Raw genomic sequence first — 18,019 nt, forward strand, 5'->3', positions numbered from 1 at the left:
CGGAGAATTGCGCCTTGTCTCTTCTCACGTGGACGGTAGGTTGGTATCTTTCAGTTGTGGAAAAGCGCGCAAGGATGCGCGTGTAGGGGAGCGCCTGCGGGCGCAGTACTCAAGAAGGAGGGACACATGGCTAAGTTTGACATCATCGCCGCTACCGGTTGCCCGACCGGCATCGCGCACACCTTCATGGCGAAGGAGGCGCTGGAGAAGGCAGCTGCCGAGCGAGGTCTGACCATTAAGGTCGAGACCCATGGCCAGGTCGGTGTCGAGAACGAGCTCACCAAGAGCGAGATCGCCGGTGCCAAGGCCGTCGTCGTCGCAGCCGATAAGGATGTCCAGGCGGAGCGTTTCGCCGGCAAGCGCATGGTTTCCGTTGGTGTTTCCAAGGCCCTGTCCGTTGAGGCAGCCGGTAAGCTGATCGACCGCGCGCTCGCCGCCAAGGGTGACGACTCGGTTGCGGCTGCTGCCGATGTCGAGGATGAGGTCGAGGAGAAGGAGTCCATCGGCCACATCATCTACAAGCACCTCATGAACGGCGTCAGCCACATGCTGGTCTTCGTCGTCGCCGGTGGTGTCCTGACCGCCGTTTCGTTCCTGTGGGGCATCACGTCCTTCGATTCGACGGCGTCTGACTACAACAGCTTTGCCGCTATGCTCAAGATCATCGGCGGCATCGCCATGAACCTCATGGTTCCCGTGCTTTCCGCCTACATCGCCGAGTCTATCGGCAAGCGCCCGGCACTCGTCCCCGGCTTTGTTGCCGGTATGATCGCCATCCAGGGTCTGCCCGTTAACGCCGAGACCGGTATGATCGACGCCGGCGGCGCCGGCGTGGGCTTCGGTTTCCTGGGCGGCATCGTCGGCGGCTTCCTCGCTGGCTATGTCATCCTGCTGCTCGAGAAGGTCTTCTCCAAGCTGCCCAAGAATCTGGACGGCCTCAAGGCTATCTTCCTGTACCCGCTGTTCTCGACCGCCATCGCCGCCCTGGTCATGCTCGGCATCTCCGGCCCCATGGCTGCCATCAACACCGCCATGATGGACTTCCTCAAGGGTCTGTCTGCCTCTGGCGCCATTGTCCTGGGCCTTGCCATCGGCTGCATGTGCGCCGTTGACATGGGCGGCCCGGTCAACAAGGCTGCTTACGTCACCGGTACCGCTATGCTCACCGAGGCCCTGGCCGCCGGTGTCGGCACCGACACCTACAACTTCGGCACCAACTTCATGGCTGCCGTCTCCGCCGCCTGCATCGTTCCGCCGCTGATCACCACCTTCGCCGTCGTCGTCGGCAAGAAGTACTTCAGCCAGGAGGATCATGACGCCGGTATCGTCAACCTCATCCTTGGTTGCACCCACATCACCGAGGGCGCCATTCCGTTCATGACCAAGAACATCTGGCCCGTCATGCCCATCATGATGCTTGGCTCCTCCATCGCCTCGATCCTGACCATTATGTTCAACGTTCACGATCCGGCGCCCCACGGCGGCTTCCTGGTCCTGCCCGTTGTCGAGAACGGTCCGCTGTGGGTCCTCGCGATCCTCATCGGTGCTGTGGTCGGCGGCATCCTGTTCGTGGCCTTCAAGAAGTACGACTTCGAGAAGAATCAGAAGGCCGCTCCTGCAGCCAAGCCGGTTGAGGCCCCCAAGGCCGCTGCCGTCGAGGCCCCTAAGGCCGAGGCTGCCGACTTCGTGAAGGTCGAGAATGTCTTTGTCGCCGAGGACTTCGCTTCTCGTGACGAGGCTCTGAGCTTCGTTTCCAACCAGGCTGTCAAGGCCGGTATCGCCAGCGACGCCGACGCCGTGATGAACGCCTTCCTGGCCCGCGAGGCCGAGGGCACCACGGGCATGATGGAGGGCTTCGCCATCCCGCATGCCAAGTCCGACGCCATTACCGAGGCTGCCGTCATCGTCGTTAAGGACGAGTCCGGCGTGACCGGTTGGGATACCATGGACGGCGCTCCTGTCAACGTGGCCATCGCTCTGCTCATCCCTGGTGCACAGGCTGGCACCACGCACCTCAAGATCCTGTCCAAGGTTGCCGAGGCGCTCATGGACGAGGACTTCCGTGGCACCGTCAAGGGTTCCACCGACGCCGCCGAGATCGCCAAGACGATCAACGCCCGCCTGGTCTAATCCCACAGTACGCGAATAACATCGCCCCCTGTAACAAAGGCGAGGACTCCCTACGGGTCCTCGCCTTTTTTCATACCACCCGGCACTCAGGGACGTTCCTTTTCTGCCGGCACCCCGGGACACTCCTTAGTACCCAACAGGGCATAAATAGCCCTCATCGAGTGAATCACCCACGCGAACAATAATTCAGCCAGAATTCCTTTCGCACGATATTGCTCTGGACCATCCGAGTTTCCGCAACTCGCCTGCCGGGCGGGGCGGTTAAGTTTGTCGTGAGTTCCGCACGCAAAGGAAAGCACTTAATGTGCTTTCTGTCTTGCGCCGGACTGTAGAGCAGCAAACTTAACCGCCCCGCCCGGCAGGCGAGCGGACAGCGAACGACATCTGTCCAACAATTCGTGCGAAACACAATGAAAAACCGTTTGATGTGAGTTAATATAAACAACGTCGTGAATCTGACTCCTGCCACATGCATGACAGGGGTTAAACACAAAAAAAGGAGTCAACTATGGTTTCTGAGAAGGCTACCCTCGTTAATCCTCAGGGTCTGCACATGCGTCCGGCTGGTCTGTTCGCCTCCACCATGGGCAAGTACGCCTGTGACGTGACGGTCGTCACCCCCGAGAAGGAGGTCAACGGCAAGTCCCCGATGGCCCTCATGGCTGCTGGTATCCCCTGCGGCACCGAGGTCGAGGTCAAGTGCGACGGCGCCGACGAGGCCGAGGCTCTGGCTGCTGCCATCGAGCTCATCAAGAGCGGTCTTGGCGAGTAGAACTCAAACGGGTCGCATGTTGAACAACTAAGTTCATATTTGGGGGCGCAGTGACCTGTCTTAAGGTAGCTGCGCTCTTTTGTCATGGATATGGCAAAACGCTTTATCACATGACACGGAGAGAGGAATGGGAATGTATCAGGGAGTCAACGCTTCCGAGGGCATCGGTATCGGCACCGTCATGGTCGCCGTCGATCCCGACTTGACGTTTGAGCCGCACGAGGTTGCTGATTCGGCAGCAGAGAAGGAGCGCTATCAGACCGCTCTTTCGGTCTTCTGCGAGAAGACCCAGGCTCAGGCCGACCACATGAAGGAGACGGTGGGCGAGGCCGAGGCCGAGATCATGAGCGGACACATTGTCCTGGCTCAGGATCCGGGCATGACCGACGCCATCAACGCCGCCATTGACGGCGGCACCTGCGCCGAGCAGGCGCTCATGGACACCTCGACCATGTTCGAGAACATGTTCCTGTCCATGGACGATGAGATGTTCCGTCTGCGCGCGGCCGACATCGCCGACATCCGTACCGGCATTCTGGCCGAGTTGCTGGGTAAGGAGGTCGTCGACCTCTCCGTCCTGCCCGAGAACACCGTCGTTGTCGTGCACGACCTCACGCCGTCCATGACCGCCACGATCGATAAGGCGCACGTTGCCGGTATCGTCACCGAGACTGGTGGCCGCACGTCGCACTCCGCAATCATTGCGCGCGCCCTCGAGATCCCGGCTGTCCTTTCGGTTTCCAACAGCTGCACCGCACTGCGCAACGGCATGACCGTTGTCGTCGACGGTGGCAAGGGTATCGTCGAGGCCGATCCCGATGAGGAGACGCTCGCCGCTTACACTGCCAAGGCCGAGGCTTTCGCTGCCGAGAAGGCTGCTCTCGAGGCCTTCCGAGGCAAGCCGTCCGTGACTGCCGACGGCATCAAGAAGATCATTGCCTGCAACATCGGCAACCCCGATGACGTGCCCAACGCGCTCGATCACGACGCCGAGGCTATCGGCCTGTTCCGCTCTGAGTTCCTGTTCATGGACTCTGCTGAGCTTCCTTCCGAGGAGGAGCAGTTTAACGCCTACCGCAAGGTTGCCAGCGCGCTCAAGGGCGCTCCGGTCATCATCCGCACGCTCGATGTTGGTGGCGACAAGGAGATTCCGTACCTGCACATGGTCAAGGAAGAGAACCCCTTCATGGGCTTCCGCGCCGTGCGTTACTGCCTGGCCAACCCCGACCAGTACAAGGTCCAGCTCCGCGCCTTGCTGCGCGCTAGCGCCTTCGGTGACGTCAAGATCATGATCCCGCTCGTCACTTGCGTCGAGGAGGTCTTGGCTGTCAAGGAGCTCGTTGAGCAGTGCAAGGCCGAGCTGACCGAAGAGGGTCGCAAGTTCAACGAGAACATCGAGGTCGGCATCATGGTCGAGACGCCTGCCGCCTCGCTGCTCGCCGACCGCCTGGCCGAGGTCGCCGACTTCTTCTCCATCGGCACTAACGACCTGATCGGCTACACCATGTGCGCCGACCGTGGTAACGACACCATCTCCAACCTGTACCAGGTTTACTATCCCGCCGTGCTTCGCTCGCTCAAGAACATCATCGAGAGCGGCGCGAAGGCCGGCATCATGGTCGGTATGTGCGGCGAGGCCGCTGCCGATCCGTTGCTCGAGCCGCTGCTGATCAGCTGGGGCCTGGAGGAGTTCTCGATGAGCGCTCCGTCCATCCTGCGCGCCCGCAAGACCATCAGCCAGTGGACCAAGGCCGAGTGCGACGAGCTCGCCGAGAAGGCGCTCGCCTGCAACACCGCTGCCGAGGTCAAGGCACTGCTCGAGTCCGCAGCTCGCTAATTTGGTATCAGAGGTAACCGCGTGGTTGGAATGGGCCGGCCACGCGGCCCTCACATATACAGGGGGTACTGTAAATGTTCTACACGCTAACCGCTAACCCGGCTGTCGACATGACGGTTTCGAGCTCTCCGCTCGAGCCCGACGAGAACGTCCGCACCGGCTCGGCCAGCTACACGGCTAACGGCAAGGGCCTCGACGTGTCCTTCGCCTTTAAGAAGATGGGCGTCGACACCGTCGCTCTCGGCTTCTTCGCCGGCTTCACGGGCAAGTTCATCGTCGAGGAGGTCATGAACCTGGGTTGCCTCTGCCGCCCGGTCTGGACCGACGGTATCACGCGCATCAACACCTACGTCAACGATGGCCAGCACGAGTACGGCATCCTGAACCCGGGTGCTCCGATCACGCCGCAGCACCAGGAGGAGCTCTACAACATCCTGGACACCGCGGGCGATCTTGAGTGCCTGATCGTCTCCGGCTCCGTGCCTCCCAAAGCTACGCCCGACTTCCTGGCTCAGGTCATGGAGCACGCTCAGGCCCGTGGCGCCGACGTCGTCCTGGACCTGTCCTCCGACAAGCTCAAGGAGCTCGCTCACAAGAAGCCGCTGCTCATTAAGCCGAACCATCACGAGATGAAGGCTATCTTCGGCGTGCCGGTCGACACCGACGACGAGGTCCGCGTTGCCATGAAGCTGGCTCACGAGGCCGGCGTCCAGAACGTGCTGCTCACCCGTGGTAGCCGCGGTGACGCTTACTTCTCCAACGGCGAGGACATCTGGTATGCCAAGCGTGAGTTCAACATCAAGCTTGTCTCTTCCGTCTGCGCCGGCGACTGCACCCTCGCTGCGTTCCTGCACAAGTGGTACAGGGATCGCGACAACGTCGAGGAGGCCATGAAGCTCGCTATGGCCACCGGCGCCAACGTTGCTGAGTCCGTCGGCATCGGCGACTTTGGTCACGTCGACGAGTACAGCAAGCGCGTTGCTGTCCGCAAGCTGGATCGCAAGTAAGCGAAACGCGACATATTCTTGCGCATGCGGCGCTCCGGTTTCGGTCGGGGCGCCTTTTTTGTTCCGCCATGGTGGAGAGGTGTCCTGCCGTACTTCATCGCTTCCACACCGTTCACCGAGTTGTTGTAGCCTTTTGCCGAAGCGTGGAATATACTTTCATTAACACGTTGCTTCGTGAAAGGAACATGCATGATTTACACGCTTACTGCAAATCCCGCTATTGACTACAACATCTCCTGCGATGGCCTGTCCGCCAACACCGTTACCCGCACCCGCAACGCCGTCTACACGCCCAACGGTAAGGGCCTCAACGTTTCGTTTACGCTCGACCACTACGATGTCGACACCACGATCCTGGGCTTCTTCGCAGGCTTCTCGGGGGAGTATATCGTTAAGGGCGCCGAGGCCCTGGGCGTGCCCGTCAAGCCCGTGTGGACTGACGGCATCACGCGCGTCAACGTGTTCCTCAATGCCGGCCCCGACACCGAGTACAACATGGTCAACGCCGGTGCCGCCATCAACGAAGCCAACGAGCAGGAGATGTTTGAGCTTATCGATTCGCTCGATGACATGACCTGCCTGGTTATCAGCGGCTCGCTGCCCCCCAACACCTCCGAGGGCTTCCTGGCAGAGGTCCTGCGTCGCGTGAAGGCGAAGGGCGCCGAGTTCGTGCTCGATATCTCGAGCCATCAGCTGGCCGACCTCATTGCTATGGAGCCGTTGCTCATTAAGCCCAACGACGACGAGCTGCTCGACATCTTTGGCATTAAGGTGAGCGGTGGCGACGACGAGTCCATCAAGGGCGCCATGGCCGAGCTGCACGCCAAGGGCGCTAAGAATGTACTGCTGACGCTCGGCGGCGACGGCGCGTACTTCTCCAACGGCGAGCACATCTGGTTTGCCAACCGCACCTTCGACGTCAAGCTGCTGTCGACCGTCTGCGCGGGCGACTCCTCGCTGGCCGCCTTCCTTTCCGTGTGGCACGACGCCCCCGAGCGCGTCGAGGATGCCCTGCGCCTCTCGATGGCCACCGGCGCCAACGTGGTCGAGTGCCCGGGTCTGGGCGATTTTGCCAAGGTCGATGAGTATCAGAAGGGTATTGCAATCCGTCTGGTTTGCTAGTTCCGGCACCTTGCCTGAATAGTTCAATTATTTCGCATCCGTCTTAGACCAGGACGGATGCGTTTTTGTTTATCGGACTTGCGTGTGCAGTGGAGGCTGTTTCTTGCTAGACTTCTTGCAGACGCAATCGATAGCCAATTTGATAGTCGCAGGAGGCCATAGGCATGTGCAATGTTTCGCTCAACGGTACGCAGCCGACCGATGCCTCTATCCGTGTCCTGCGTGCGCTTGAGGCAGCAGGTCTTGAAGCTTGGTACGTGGGCGGTTGGGTACGTGATGCCCTGATGGGACGCCCCAGCCACGATGTTGACATGTGCTGCAGCGGCCTGTGGCAGGAGTCCAAAGAGGCGCTCGAAGCGGCTGATATTGCCGTGGTTGAGTCGGGCATAAAATTTGGCGGCATCACGGCTATTTGCGATGATGAGCGCATTGAGGTCACCACCTACCGCCTAGACGGCTTTTACACCGACGGCCGCCATCCCCAGAGTGTGGAGCGTGCGGCGTCGCTTGAGGACGATCTGGCGCGTCGTGACTTTACCGTTAACGCTATGGCCTGGCATCCCGAGCGTGGTCTTGTCGACCGCTACGATGGTCAGGGCGACCTAGACCGCAAGCTCATCCGCGCCGTTGGAGATCCCAAGCGTCGTTTTAACGAGGACGCGCTTCGCATGCTGCGCGCGGTGCGTTTTGCCTGCCGTCTGGATTTTATGATCGAGCCTAAGACTAAACAGGCGCTTGCCGAGTGCGCGCCGCTGCTCGATGCTGTGGCGCGCGAGCGCGTGGGCATTGAGCTCGAGGGTATCCTTTCGACCGGCCATGGGGGAGACGCGATGCTGCGCTACCCCGAGCTTGTTTGCGCCGCCGTGCCCGAGCTCGCGTCCGCTCGCGGGTTTGATCAACGCAGCGTCTATCATGCGTTTAACGTCTACGAGCATATCGCCCGCGTGCTGACGGTGGCAGGGGAGCTGGCGCTGTGCGACGGCGTCGCGCCCTCGTCGAGCCTTATGTGGGCGGCGTTTTTGCACGACGTTTCCAAACCCGAGTGCTTTACGGTCGATCACGACGGCAGCGGCCACTTCTACGGTCATCCCGAGCTCGGCGCCAAGAAGGCGCGTGTCATCATGGATCGCCTGGCGCTCTCGCACGATTTGGTGCGCGATGTGTGCCTGCTGATCAAATACCATGACAAGCCGCTACGCCCCGAGCGTTCCTGCCTGCTCAATATGATGCGCGCGCTTTCGGGCGAGGGTGTCGATACGCCGCGTCTGATGGACGAGCTCATGGACCTTAAGCGTGCCGACACGCTCGGCAAGGCGCCCTCGTGCTTCTATTACGTCGAGACGATCGAGGAGATGCGTACGCTCGCCCACGATCTGCTGCAGGCGGGGGAGCCCTATACACGCAAGATGCTTGCCATCAATGGTGGCGACCTGATCCGCGCCGGCGTCAAGCCGGGGCCGGAGCTGGGACAGCTTCTCAACGCCGCCCTCGACGCCGTGATCGAGGACAACATCCCCAACAACCGCGAAGCCCTCCTGGCTCATCTCAACTTGAACTAGCTAACCAGTTGACCTGCGCGTTCCATAACCTGCCGACAATTTTTTCGGCAATTTGGAATTTCTTCTTGCGCTGATGTTTTTTGTCCCGTAATATATTTCCTCGCAGCACGGCAGTGCAGATGTCATGTGGCCCGTTCGTCTAGCGGTTTAGGACGCCGCCCTCTCAAGGCGGAGATCACCAGTTCGAATCTGGTACGGGCTACCACTTCTTTTCTGCTGAGGGTTATGGCCCGTTCGTCTAGCGGTTTAGGACGCCGCCCTCTCAAGGCGGAGATCACCAGTTCGAATCTGGTACGGGCTACCACGCATCTGATACCCGGACTTCCTATGGAAGCCCGGGTTTTTATTTTCAAACAACCGTCTGCAATTCCCGTTTGAACCAGAGCTTTGCGTTCTGCCTATGGCCCTTACGGGTACAATATCCAAGATATTTTGACTGTTAGAAGGAGTCTCATGACGGAGTCCTCTCAGCATACGTCTAAGCCCCAGGTCGAGGTTGAGGCCTCGGGCGGCGATGACAATAAGAGCGCACGCCGCGGCGCAATCTTTATCGGCGTTGTGCTGGTGGGTTATATCGTCTATCTGGTGGTAACCGGGCAGATGGGGCAGTTCTGGGCTGCTATGTCGAGCGTCCAGGCGCCCTGGCTCCTCGCTGCATGCTTCTGCATGTTTCTATACCTCTTTTTTGGTATCGTGGCGTACGCGATTGCCGTTTGGCTCGACCCCAATTCGCCCGTCGGTATCCGCGACCTCATTTCGGTCGAGGCGAGTGGCATCTTCTTTGGTAATCTGACACCCATGATGATGGGCTCTACGCCTGCCCAGATCTACCGCCTGACCAAAGCGGGCCAAAATGTCGGCGAGGCCGGCGCCACGCAGTTCACGCGTTTTATCGTGTATCAGTTTGGCCTTGTTGCCTGGGGCGCTATCCTATTGCTTGCTCGCATGCCGTTTTTTGCCGAGCGCTATGGCGACATGACGCTGCTGTGCGTCTTTAGTTTTGGCGGCCACTGCTGCATCTTGCTTGGTATCTTCGCCGTCGCGCTCATGCCTAAGACCGTCACGCGCGTCGCCCATTGCATCATCAATTGGCTCGAGCGCATAGGTGTCTCGGCCACTAAGATCGAGGGATGGCGCACGTTTGTCGACGGCGAGATCTACTCCTTCTCCGAGAAGTTCAAGCTTTCGGCCGGACATTTTTCTTCCATGCTGCTCACCGTGTTTATCACCATGCTGCAGCTCGCGTTTTTCTATCTGGTTCCATATTTCCTGATGCTTGCTTTTGGCCACCACGAGGTCGACTTTTTTTCGGTCATGGCCGCGAGCGCCTTTGTCCAGCTGCTGAGCTCTGCGGTTCCCTTGCCCGGTGGAACTGGTGGCGCTGAGGGCGGCTTTGCATTGTTCTTGGGTCATTTCTTTGGGTCGGCTTCGACCGCCGGCTATCTGCTGTGGCGCCTCATTACATTTATTGCGCCGACCATTTTGGCTGCGCCCCTGCTGGGCCTTAAGAGTGCCCACAACGAGAGCATCCATGCGCGCTGGGATCGCGTGATGCGCAAGCTCGGCCGCGAGCCTCAGACGCCCTCTGCGCCCACTAAGCCGCACCCCACGAATGCTGTTACCGTTGATCCCAGGAAGCACGCTCAGAAGGCTTCTGGGACCGCTAAGCCGGCTCATAAAGCCTATGTGCGCCAGACGGGCGACGGTATCCGCGTATCTCCGTCGGCGCTCAATAAGAAGAAGCACCCTAAGTCGCGGTAGGGCAGTCGTGCGTTCTTCATGATGCGGGGCATATTTGAGCTGTATGGGGGATAATCCTCTTACGTAGATTATCTCTCATCTGTTGATGAATGCTCGCATATCGAAGGGACACACCCATGGCCACCAGTAAACCGCGTATTGATCGCCGTATCGTTCGCAGCCGCAATGCCATCCTTTCCGCTTTTGAGCGCTTGCTCATGGAAAAGCCGCTGGCAGACATTACGGTGAGTGCCATCGCGCGCGAGGCCAATGTCGACCGTAAAACCTTCTACGTGCACTTTGGTACGGTTGACGGCCTGCTCGATGCCATTGCCGTCGATGTGGTGGAGATGATTGTCGACTCGGTCGAGAAAACGCTTGCCTCCATGGACGGCGACACCAATGAACGCGCCCTGGGCGCGGCGGCGACCTTCTTTAAAACCGTTAACGAGGCGCTGTGCAACAACCTGGTGCTCAATCGTCAGCTGATCGAGAACATTCCGCTCGATGATTTTATGGCTCGTCTTCGTGCGCCGCTCGAGCACGAGATTGCCGAGCGCGACTTGCTGCCCCACGGCCTCAAGGACGAGATGTTCGATTACTATCTGGCGTTTTTGCTGTCCGGTATTATCGGTATCTATCGCACGTGGGCGCTGTCTGACGGTTCGGTTCCTATCGAGCGTGTCTCGGAGGTCGCCAACGACCTGACTCTCAATGGCCTGTCGAGTCTGGAATCTCGCTTGGATTAGGCGCAGGCTCGAGTTCGTGACGCGCTTGTCGGGGTGCAGCCCGATCGACCAGACGACGGGCATCCCGCCGAAGCAGTCGATGACCGGGCTCAGGTAGACCTTCTCGCCGCCCGGGAGTCTGAACTCGGTGATGTCGGTGAGCCACAGCAGGTTGGGCTCGTCGGCGTGGAAATTCCTGTTTACGAGGTTCTCCGGCGCCTTGTAGACCTCGCCGGCGTAGGAGCTGTAGCCTGAGGATCATTAAAAGAAAGTCCAGTTTATCCTTCCCACTCCAATTGGGAATCCTCCGATGCGCCTTCGCACGCTCACATGACCTCGATACCATGCGAGCGTGCGAACTCGACGAGCTCTGCGTTGCGGGCGTTTATGGTGCCGAAGGCGGCGGGGCACACAATAAGGCGCGCGCAGTGGACGAGGAGCTCTTTGGCGCGGGCTATGGTTTTATCCCCGATTGGCTCGAAGGCGCGCTCGGCCACGCATTCCGCTGCCAGGTCGCGCGCGAGCTCGCAGTCGATGTCCCCTTCGTGCAGAACGCCCGCGTAGAACGCCTTGCCCTGCCGGACGAGCTGGCGAAACACAGCCGACCCCGTACCTGCGCCGGCGATGACGAACGTGTGCGCATCGCCGTGCGGGCGCCCAATTTCCACGCTGCCGAAGCGCTCGTTGAAGGTGCCATGCTGAAGGCCGTAGAGCTCGCCAATCGTCTCGCGCGTGAATATGTCCTCGGGTGCGCCGGCGCGGAAGACCCGGCCGTCCTTCACGCAAATCACCTTGTCGGCGCTTTTCTGCGCGAGCTCGAGTTCGTGGATGGACATGATGACAGCCACATTCCGCGATTTCGCAAGGTGGCGAAGTATTCGCAGCAGGTCGATCTGGTAGCGGATATCGAGATACGACGTGGGCTCGTCGAGCACGAGCACACGCGGATCCTGCGCGATGGCGCGTGCGAGCATGACGCGCTGGCGTTGCCCGTCGCTTATCTGCATAAAGTCGCGCTCGGCGAGCTCTTCCACATGTGCGGTTTTCATGGCCTCGTCGACCCGACTATGGTCGTCGGGCGAGAGTGTGCCCATTTGCCCTGTGTAGGGGTGCCTTCCCGCCTCTACGACATCGCGGCAGGTGAGGAGCTCGGTCCGGGGGCGATCTGTCAGCATAACGGCAAGGTTCCTTGCAAACTCCGCCGTCTTCCATCGGGAAATCTCCCGCCCGTCGAGCTCGACCGCGCCGGCAAGCGGTGCCAGATGGCGTGTGATGGTTTTCAAGATGGTCGACTTGCCCGAGCCGTTCGGCCCGATGAGCGCCACGACGTCGCCCGCGCGAACCTCCAGATCGACGCCTTCGACTACGACCTTCTTGTCGTAGCCCGCCGACAGGTCGCTTATGTGGAAAAGCGGCGCTCCGTCAGCCTGCGTTTCGACCGTAGTTTCGAGGTTCGGCTCCGCTCGGAGGAGGCGTTCCGCGCGCAGTTCCGCACGAGCCGAAAGTGCCTTCTGGCGCTTTCGTGCGAGCTCAGGACTGTCTAAGCATGGAATGTCCCCTCCGAGCGTTTTGGGCCGCGGCACGAATTCCCCCATCTACCTCACCCGCTTCTTCAACATGAGCGCGATAACCACCGGAGCGCCGAAGATGGCGGTGACGGCGCTGATGGAAAGCTCGACGGGAGAGAACAGCGTGCGCGAGATCAAATCGCAGCCCGCGCAGAAGATGGCGCCTCCCAAGAAGCACGCAGGAATCACGCGGATGGGCTTCGACGACTTTAGCGCCGACTTCACGAGATGCGGAACCGCGATGCCTACGAACGACACCGGACCAGCGAACGCGGTCACGCAGGCGGAGAGCATGCTCGCTAGAAGGACGAGCACCACGCGGAAGCGTTCGACGTTCACGCCGACGCTTTTCGCGTAGGCTTCTCCCAGCTGGAAGGCGGAAAGGGGCTTCGATATCGCGAATACGCATGCGCTCACGGTGACCACCACGACCGCGATGACCGCGATGTCGTCCCAGCTCGAACCCGAGAAGCTACCCAAAGACCAGTTGTGCAGGTTCACGATGGACTGGTCGTCGGCGAAGGCGATGAGGAAGTTCGTCGCCGCCGAGCAGATGTATCCCACCATGACGCCCGCCACGATGAGCATGGCCATGGAACTTATGCGCCGTGCGATGAGGAGCACGAAGCCGATGGTGATAAGCGAGCCCAGAAACGCTGCGGCCACCATGGCCGGCGAGGACATGGCCTGGTTCGCGCCTAGAAGTACGATCATCGTAAGCGCGACGACGAACTTTGCGCCCGAGGAGACGCCCAAGATGAACGGGTCGGCGATGGGGTTGTTGAAAAACGTCTGCAGCAGGAACCCGGAAAGCGAAAGTGCCCCGCCGAGAAGCACGGCTGAAAGCACGCGCGGCAGGCGAATCTCCCAGATGACCTGGCTTTCCATGGAATTGGCCGCGCCGCCCGAAAGGATGCCGGGGATGTGGTCTGCGGGCACGAGCACGCTCCCGATGCACAGGTTGGCCCCGACGAGCACGATGAGGGCAACAGCGAGCAGCGCCGTCACGACGCGACACCGCGCGGCGCGCCCCGATTCATCGTATGCCATGGAAAGCCGGCTTCTCATGGCGCTAACCGAGCTTCCTCAGATAATGGAAGTCGCTCGCGTCATCGCCGGTGAACGCCCCGTGCAGCTCGTCGATAATGTCGGCGGTAGAAGTCATCTGCTGGTACATGTCGGCGCTTGTGACCCAGACGTTGCCGTTCTTCACGGCTTTGAACTGCGACAATAGCGCGTTTTTGCCTACGAAGTCGTTCAAGGTGGCAACCGATTCGTCGATGGTGCCGTTGTAGACGATGATGTCGGCATCCTTCGCCGTCGCGTAGAAGCGCTCCATTTCGAGCGTTACTGACGAACCTGACGTCGACGCCGTCTGCGCGTCATCGAGCGCATAGCTGCCGCCTGCAAGCTCGATCATCTGCGCCACGTAGTCGCCCGCCCGCCGCGTGACGGCGGCCCCGTTCGAGTTAATGTAGAAATACGCCACGGTTTTACCTGACGACGCGAGCCCCGACGTTTGCTCGACGCGGGCCTTCTGCTCGTTGAACAGGTGCGCGGCCTCGTCTTCCTTGTCGAACAGGACGCCGAAAAGCTTAATCCACTCGACGCGCCCGAGTGCTTCGGGCTCGCTCGACGACTGTTCGGTGAGCACGACGAGCCCGAGCTTCTGCAGCTTTTCCTTCACATCGGGCGTGTGGTTGATCATGGTGTTCTCGATGGCGAGCGTGCAGCCCGAGGCCGATATTCGCTCGTAGTCGGGCGCGCTGTACTTGCCGCCGTAGGCGATCGCCCCACTTTCGAGCGCGCTTTTGAAGCCCGCGACCGAGCAATCGTCGGCCTTCGTGCCCGACATGATGATATTGTCGTTCGCATCGAGCGCGTCGACCAGGCACATCGTCGCCGACGACACGAGGTACACCTTGTCGGCGGGGCGCCTTATGACCGCGATGTCGGAGCTCAACCCATCAGGTACCTTCGCATCTTGCGGCACCACGAGGAAACGCTCCCCATTCGAAACGCAGATAAGCCGCAGACCGCCTTCGAACTCGTCGACAGTGAAGTGCTCGGCGTATTCAAGCTGAAGCGCCCCCGTCGGCTCCCAGCCGCAGCCCAAATCGGCGTTGTGGAAGTCGGCCGCGGCGCTTGAAGCCGTTCCTGCAGGGGAGCTGCCGCTTGCATCGTCGCCCGATTTCTCCTTCATGGTGGATGAGTCGAAGTGGATCGTGTAGTCGATGGTGTGCGGCGTCGACATGGCGACGGTCTCGGCCGACACGGCGATATCATCGTTGAGCGTGACGGGTATCTCGAACGTGGAGTTGCCGCCGTCGTTTACGGGCGCGTAGTCCACGCCGTCGACGGTCATCTTGTCGTAGTTCGAACTCGACCAGGTGATGGTCGCGGTGTAGGTGTCGCCATCCTTCACAATTGTGGTGGGTGAGGCGATGCTTGCGCGCCCTGACCCGCCGGAAAGCGAGACACTCACAGTGTATTCCTGAGAGCCCGCCGTGCCACCGGTCGCGTTCGGGCTCGCACTGCACCCCGCGAAGGAAAGCGCGAGCAGGGCGACGAGAACGCAGGCGATCGCGCGCGCCGCGATGCTGTGGAGCTTCCTGTTTTCCCCCTTGGGAAGAATCGACCGCATGGCGTTACTTCAGTGCGTCGGCGCGCAGATCGACGCCGGCGGATTCGAACACAAGCGTGCGGTCGTACCACTGCTCTTTTCTAATACTCCACGCGGCACAGGCGGTGTCCTCGTCGAGCGCATCAACGGGCACGTCGTAGGTGTACTTGCCTTCCGCGTTTTCCACATAGGGGATGAAGTCGGCCTCGCTCGCGGCGGCAGCCTCGTCGCCCGTGCCCATGAAGAGCTTGCCGTAGCCCGTGCCGGAAAGCGTCATCACGCAGTGCATGGAGCCGTTTTCCACGATGAGCTGGGCGTCCACAATCCTGAACATGTTCGAGCTGGAATCTACGGTGATCGGATAGGTGCCGTCGGCCACCTTGTCGGCGGTGATGGGGGCAGCGCTTGCGCCCTCGGTCGCATCGGCCGCCTGCTCGGTCTTTTCCTGGGAATCGGTATTGCTTGCCTTTGCGCTGTCGCTTGAATTTCCGGCGCAGCCGGCGAGCGAGAACGCGAGAAGCGCCGCCGACAGGGCGAAGACGAGGGTTTTCTTCAACATGGAGGGGTTCCTTTCAATCGCTTCTACCGCCCGCGCCGTGCGGTGGGCGGGCGGGATGCGAATGCAACGGGCATGCGCCGTCGGTCGGGGAAGGCGCATGCCCGTTGCACGGGGACGCGACCGGCGCCCCCGTGCGCGGCGAGTTTACAGCTTGGCGATGGCGTCGTCCACGTGCGAGACGTAGATGTCGTCGACCGCGGCGTTCTGTCCCAGACCCTGGAGCAGGCACGTCACTTCGAAGCCGGCGGCCACGAACTTCGCAGCCCAGCTGTCGGGGTCGGTCTCGTCTGCCATGTCGTTGTTCGCGTGGTCGCCCGCGACCACCATGAACGGCGCGAGCACGGCCTTCTTGTACCCTGCGGCGCTCGCAGCGGCGATAACATCCTCGCAGGTCGGTTCAGCCTCGACGGTGCCGACGAAGAACTGCGTCAAGCCCTCGTTCTTGAACACTTCCTGCATCTTGGCATAGTCGGCGTTGGAATCGGCTTCGGTGCCGTGGCCCATGAGGCATAGCGCCGTCTTGCCGTCGTCGAAGGACGCCATGTTCTCCTTAATGGCTGCGGCCACCTTCTTGTAGTCGTCGTCGGAGGTGAGCAGCGGGTCGCCGAGCGAGATCTTGTCGAACTTGTCGGCGTACTTGTCGAGCTCGTCTTTCACGTCGGCGTATTCCAGGCCAGCCATGAGATGCGTCGGCTGCACGACGATTTCCTTCACGCCGTCTTCCACGCAGCGGTCGAGCGCCTCGGTCATGTTGTCGATCGTGATGCCGTCGCGCTTCTTCAGCTTGTCGATGATGATCTGCGCGGTGAAGGCGCGGCGGATGTCGTAGTCCTGCCAGTACTTCTCGCGGATAGCGTCTTCGATGGCGCCGATGGTGATGTGGCGCGAGTCGTTGTAGCTCGTGCCGAAGCTCGTGACGAGAATGACCGGCTTCACGGCCTTCTCCTTTTCGCTCGATTTCTCGGGACTCGCGGAGGTGCTGGAGCAGCCCGCGAGCGCGAATCCGGCGAGCGCGACGGCTCCGGTTGCTGCGGCGCCCATGAAGCCGCGGCGTGACATCTGGTCGGACATGGTTTTCCCTTTCCTCGGTTTGCCGGTCCCCCGGCGACAGTTGCTTATCGGCACAAGCGAAAGAAAAGCGCGCTCGTCCGCAAAGGGATAGCGCGCCTGTTTCTTGCATTCGAAAGGGAAGCGCACTCCTCGGGGTTCACAAGGAGATAACGCCACGGCGATGCCGTGAGGAAAAGGCGAAGCAGTCTGGCTTGGGGCGCGAGGCGGTTCGCCCGCGCGTCCTACACAGTAATGTCCCTTGCCCAGGATTCCCACCTGGTTCCCTCCGCAAGCCAGCGCGGGCTGTGTGGGCGCCGCGCCGGTCATTTCCTTTTATTCGATTGTCATATGCTCGTTGCCGAAACTACCACTATGATAGTGGGCGTTTGTGGGCGTGTCAAAGCCAGGGCGGGCGGCATTGCGCCTCCTGCCTACGTATTTGCGCCGATTGCCGCTGCGGGCGCCGTGTCTTGCCTGCTGCGCGAAGGGCGGCGTAAACGGTTGCGATGAGAAACGGGAAGGGAAGGCTCGGATGATTCATATTGTTGGCGCAGGTTCGGGCGCCGCCGACCTTATCACGCTGCGCGGGGCGCGTCTTCTGCGCGCGGCCGACGTGGTCGTTTGGGCGGGGAGCCTTGTGAACCCCGAGCTGCTCGCCGAGTGCAAGGAATCCTGCGTCGTCTACGACAGCGCGCACATGACCTTGGAGGAAGTGCTCGACGTGATGTGCGCGGCGGATGCGCGGGGCGAGGAAGTGGTGCGCCTGCACACGGGCGACCCGTGCCTGTACGGCGCCATCCAGGAGCAGATGGACGCGCTCGACGCGCGCGGCGTGGACTACGAGGTGGTGCCCGGCGTGTCGAGCTTTTGCGGTGCCGCGGCGGCGCTTCGCCAGGAATACACGCTGCCGGGAATCAGCCAGTCGGTCGTGATCACGCGGCTTTCCGGGCGCACCCCCATGCCCGCGGGCGAGGGCATGCGCACCATGGCGGAAAGCGGCTCGACTATGGTCATCTTCCTGAGCTCGGGTATGCTCGCCGAGCTTTCCGCCGAGCTTTTGGCCGCGGGCCGCAGCTCCGACGAGCCGGCGGCGCTCGTGTACAAGGCGACCTGGCCTGAGGAGCGCGTGGTGCGATGCACAGTGGGCACGCTCGCCGATGCGGGCGCGCGAGAGGGCATCGACCGCACGGCGCTCGTGGTGGTGGGCCGCGTGCTCGGAGCTCGCGGCGGGCTTGCGCACAACGGCGCGCAAGCGGAGTCGTACGAGCGCAGCAAGCTTTACGACCCTTCGTTTGCCACAGGGTATCGGAAGGCGAGCAGCTAG

At 61.1% G+C, this 18,019-nt stretch carries 14 protein-coding genes, 2 tRNA genes and 1 pseudogene; 11 read left to right on the forward strand and 6 right to left on the reverse strand.

Features of this window, described 5'->3' with window-relative positions:
* Positions 1-126: 126 nt before the first annotated feature.
* From CHY22_RS01065 to CHY22_RS01110, 10 genes are all read left to right on the forward strand, one after another.
* The gene (locus tag CHY22_RS01065) at positions 127-2,130 is read left to right on the forward strand and encodes a fructose-specific PTS transporter subunit EIIC (RefSeq protein ID WP_089571760.1); all 2,004 of its coding nucleotides are present in this window, start codon (positions 127-129) and stop codon (positions 2,128-2,130) included.
* A gap of 508 nt (positions 2,131-2,638) precedes the next feature.
* Positions 2,639-2,902: an HPr family phosphocarrier protein gene (locus CHY22_RS01070; protein ID WP_022094575.1), complete on the forward strand. Its 264-nt coding sequence runs from the start codon at positions 2,639-2,641 to the stop codon at positions 2,900-2,902.
* A 133-nt stretch (positions 2,903-3,035) separates the two neighbouring features.
* Positions 3,036-4,739, forward strand: a complete 1,704-nt coding sequence (gene ptsP / locus CHY22_RS01075; RefSeq protein ID WP_089571762.1) for a phosphoenolpyruvate--protein phosphotransferase — start codon at positions 3,036-3,038, stop codon at positions 4,737-4,739.
* A gap of 74 nt (positions 4,740-4,813) precedes the next feature.
* Positions 4,814-5,746, forward strand: coding sequence for a 1-phosphofructokinase family hexose kinase (locus CHY22_RS01080; RefSeq protein WP_055250439.1), 933 nt, complete (start codon positions 4,814-4,816; stop codon positions 5,744-5,746).
* A 189-nt stretch (positions 5,747-5,935) separates the two neighbouring features.
* On the forward strand, positions 5,936-6,868 hold the full coding sequence (locus tag CHY22_RS01085; RefSeq protein ID WP_089571765.1) for a 1-phosphofructokinase: 933 nt from the start codon (positions 5,936-5,938) through the stop codon (positions 6,866-6,868).
* A 164-nt stretch (positions 6,869-7,032) separates the two neighbouring features.
* Positions 7,033-8,427: an HD domain-containing protein gene (locus CHY22_RS01090; RefSeq protein WP_089571767.1), complete on the forward strand. Its 1,395-nt coding sequence runs from the start codon at positions 7,033-7,035 to the stop codon at positions 8,425-8,427.
* Positions 8,428-8,555: 128 nt separating this feature from the next.
* Positions 8,556-8,632, forward strand: a tRNA-Glu gene (locus CHY22_RS01095).
* 22 nt (positions 8,633-8,654) lie between these two features.
* Positions 8,655-8,731, forward strand: a tRNA-Glu gene (locus CHY22_RS01100).
* Positions 8,732-8,880: 149 nt separating this feature from the next.
* The gene (locus tag CHY22_RS01105; RefSeq protein WP_089571768.1) at positions 8,881-10,188 is read left to right on the forward strand and encodes a lysylphosphatidylglycerol synthase transmembrane domain-containing protein; all 1,308 of its coding nucleotides are present in this window, start codon (positions 8,881-8,883) and stop codon (positions 10,186-10,188) included.
* Between the two features lie 116 nt (positions 10,189-10,304).
* Positions 10,305-10,916, forward strand: a complete 612-nt coding sequence (locus CHY22_RS01110) for a TetR/AcrR family transcriptional regulator (RefSeq protein ID WP_055250431.1) — start codon at positions 10,305-10,307, stop codon at positions 10,914-10,916.
* On the opposite strand, the pseudogene CHY22_RS10170 reads toward CHY22_RS01110, so the two are convergent.
* The 6 genes and pseudogenes from CHY22_RS10170 to CHY22_RS01135 form a co-directional block, all read right to left on the reverse strand.
* A pseudogene (locus tag CHY22_RS10170) lies at positions 10,851-11,144 on the reverse strand (DDE-type integrase/transposase/recombinase); the annotation flags it as partial. The gene CHY22_RS01110 and the pseudogene CHY22_RS10170 sit on opposite strands and share 66 nt — an antisense overlap.
* 77 nt (positions 11,145-11,221) lie before the next feature.
* A complete protein-coding gene (locus tag CHY22_RS01115) occupies positions 11,222-12,490 on the reverse strand; it encodes an ABC transporter ATP-binding protein (RefSeq protein ID WP_089571770.1) in 1,269 nt (422 codons plus the stop codon).
* Positions 12,491-13,513 carry an iron ABC transporter permease gene (locus CHY22_RS01120; RefSeq protein ID WP_089571773.1) on the reverse strand — a complete coding sequence of 341 codons (1,023 nt, stop codon included), beginning with the start codon at positions 13,511-13,513 and terminating at the stop codon, positions 12,491-12,493. It lies immediately after the preceding gene.
* A 22-nt stretch (positions 13,514-13,535) separates the two neighbouring features.
* Positions 13,536-15,107, reverse strand: a complete 1,572-nt coding sequence (locus CHY22_RS01125; RefSeq protein WP_143759189.1) for an ABC transporter substrate-binding protein — start codon at positions 15,105-15,107, stop codon at positions 13,536-13,538.
* A 4-nt stretch (positions 15,108-15,111) separates the two neighbouring features.
* The gene (locus tag CHY22_RS01130) at positions 15,112-15,645 is read right to left on the reverse strand and encodes a hypothetical protein (protein ID WP_089571779.1); all 534 of its coding nucleotides are present in this window, start codon (positions 15,643-15,645) and stop codon (positions 15,112-15,114) included.
* Positions 15,646-15,789: 144 nt separating this feature from the next.
* Positions 15,790-16,716 carry a sirohydrochlorin cobaltochelatase gene (locus CHY22_RS01135; RefSeq protein ID WP_089571781.1) on the reverse strand — a complete coding sequence of 309 codons (927 nt, stop codon included), beginning with the start codon at positions 16,714-16,716 and terminating at the stop codon, positions 15,790-15,792.
* Positions 16,717-17,227: 511 nt separating this feature from the next.
* Between CHY22_RS01135 and cobM the strand changes: the two genes are divergently transcribed.
* On the forward strand, positions 17,228-18,019 hold the full coding sequence (gene cobM, locus CHY22_RS01140) for a precorrin-4 C(11)-methyltransferase (RefSeq protein WP_089571784.1): 792 nt from the start codon (positions 17,228-17,230) through the stop codon (positions 18,017-18,019).

Source organism: Collinsella sp. TF06-26 (genome assembly GCF_002232035.1).
GTDB lineage: Bacteria > Actinomycetota > Coriobacteriia > Coriobacteriales > Coriobacteriaceae > Collinsella.

Coding starts and splice junctions, on each gene's coding strand:
- CHY22_RS01135 (WP_089571781.1), bottom strand. CDS start 16,716: ATGTCCGACCAGATGTCACGCCGCGGCTTCATGGGCGCCGCAGCAACC.
- CHY22_RS01125 (WP_143759189.1), bottom strand. CDS start 15,107: ATGCGGTCGATTCTTCCCAAGGGGGAAAACAGGAAGCTCCACAGCATC.
- CHY22_RS01130 (WP_089571779.1), bottom strand. CDS start 15,645: ATGTTGAAGAAAACCCTCGTCTTCGCCCTGTCGGCGGCGCTTCTCGCG.
- CHY22_RS01120 (WP_089571773.1), bottom strand. CDS start 13,513: ATGGCATACGATGAATCGGGGCGCGCCGCGCGGTGTCGCGTCGTGACG.
- CHY22_RS01085 (WP_089571765.1), top strand. CDS start 5,936: ATGATTTACACGCTTACTGCAAATCCCGCTATTGACTACAACATCTCC.
- cobM (WP_089571784.1), top strand. CDS start 17,228: ATGATTCATATTGTTGGCGCAGGTTCGGGCGCCGCCGACCTTATCACG.
- CHY22_RS01105 (WP_089571768.1), top strand. CDS start 8,881: ATGACGGAGTCCTCTCAGCATACGTCTAAGCCCCAGGTCGAGGTTGAG.
- CHY22_RS01070 (WP_022094575.1), top strand. CDS start 2,639: ATGGTTTCTGAGAAGGCTACCCTCGTTAATCCTCAGGGTCTGCACATG.
- CHY22_RS01065 (WP_089571760.1), top strand. CDS start 127: ATGGCTAAGTTTGACATCATCGCCGCTACCGGTTGCCCGACCGGCATC.
- CHY22_RS01115 (WP_089571770.1), bottom strand. CDS start 12,490: ATGGGGGAATTCGTGCCGCGGCCCAAAACGCTCGGAGGGGACATTCCA.
- ptsP (WP_089571762.1), top strand. CDS start 3,036: ATGTATCAGGGAGTCAACGCTTCCGAGGGCATCGGTATCGGCACCGTC.
- CHY22_RS01110 (WP_055250431.1), top strand. CDS start 10,305: ATGGCCACCAGTAAACCGCGTATTGATCGCCGTATCGTTCGCAGCCGC.
- CHY22_RS01090 (WP_089571767.1), top strand. CDS start 7,033: ATGTGCAATGTTTCGCTCAACGGTACGCAGCCGACCGATGCCTCTATC.
- CHY22_RS01080 (WP_055250439.1), top strand. CDS start 4,814: ATGTTCTACACGCTAACCGCTAACCCGGCTGTCGACATGACGGTTTCG.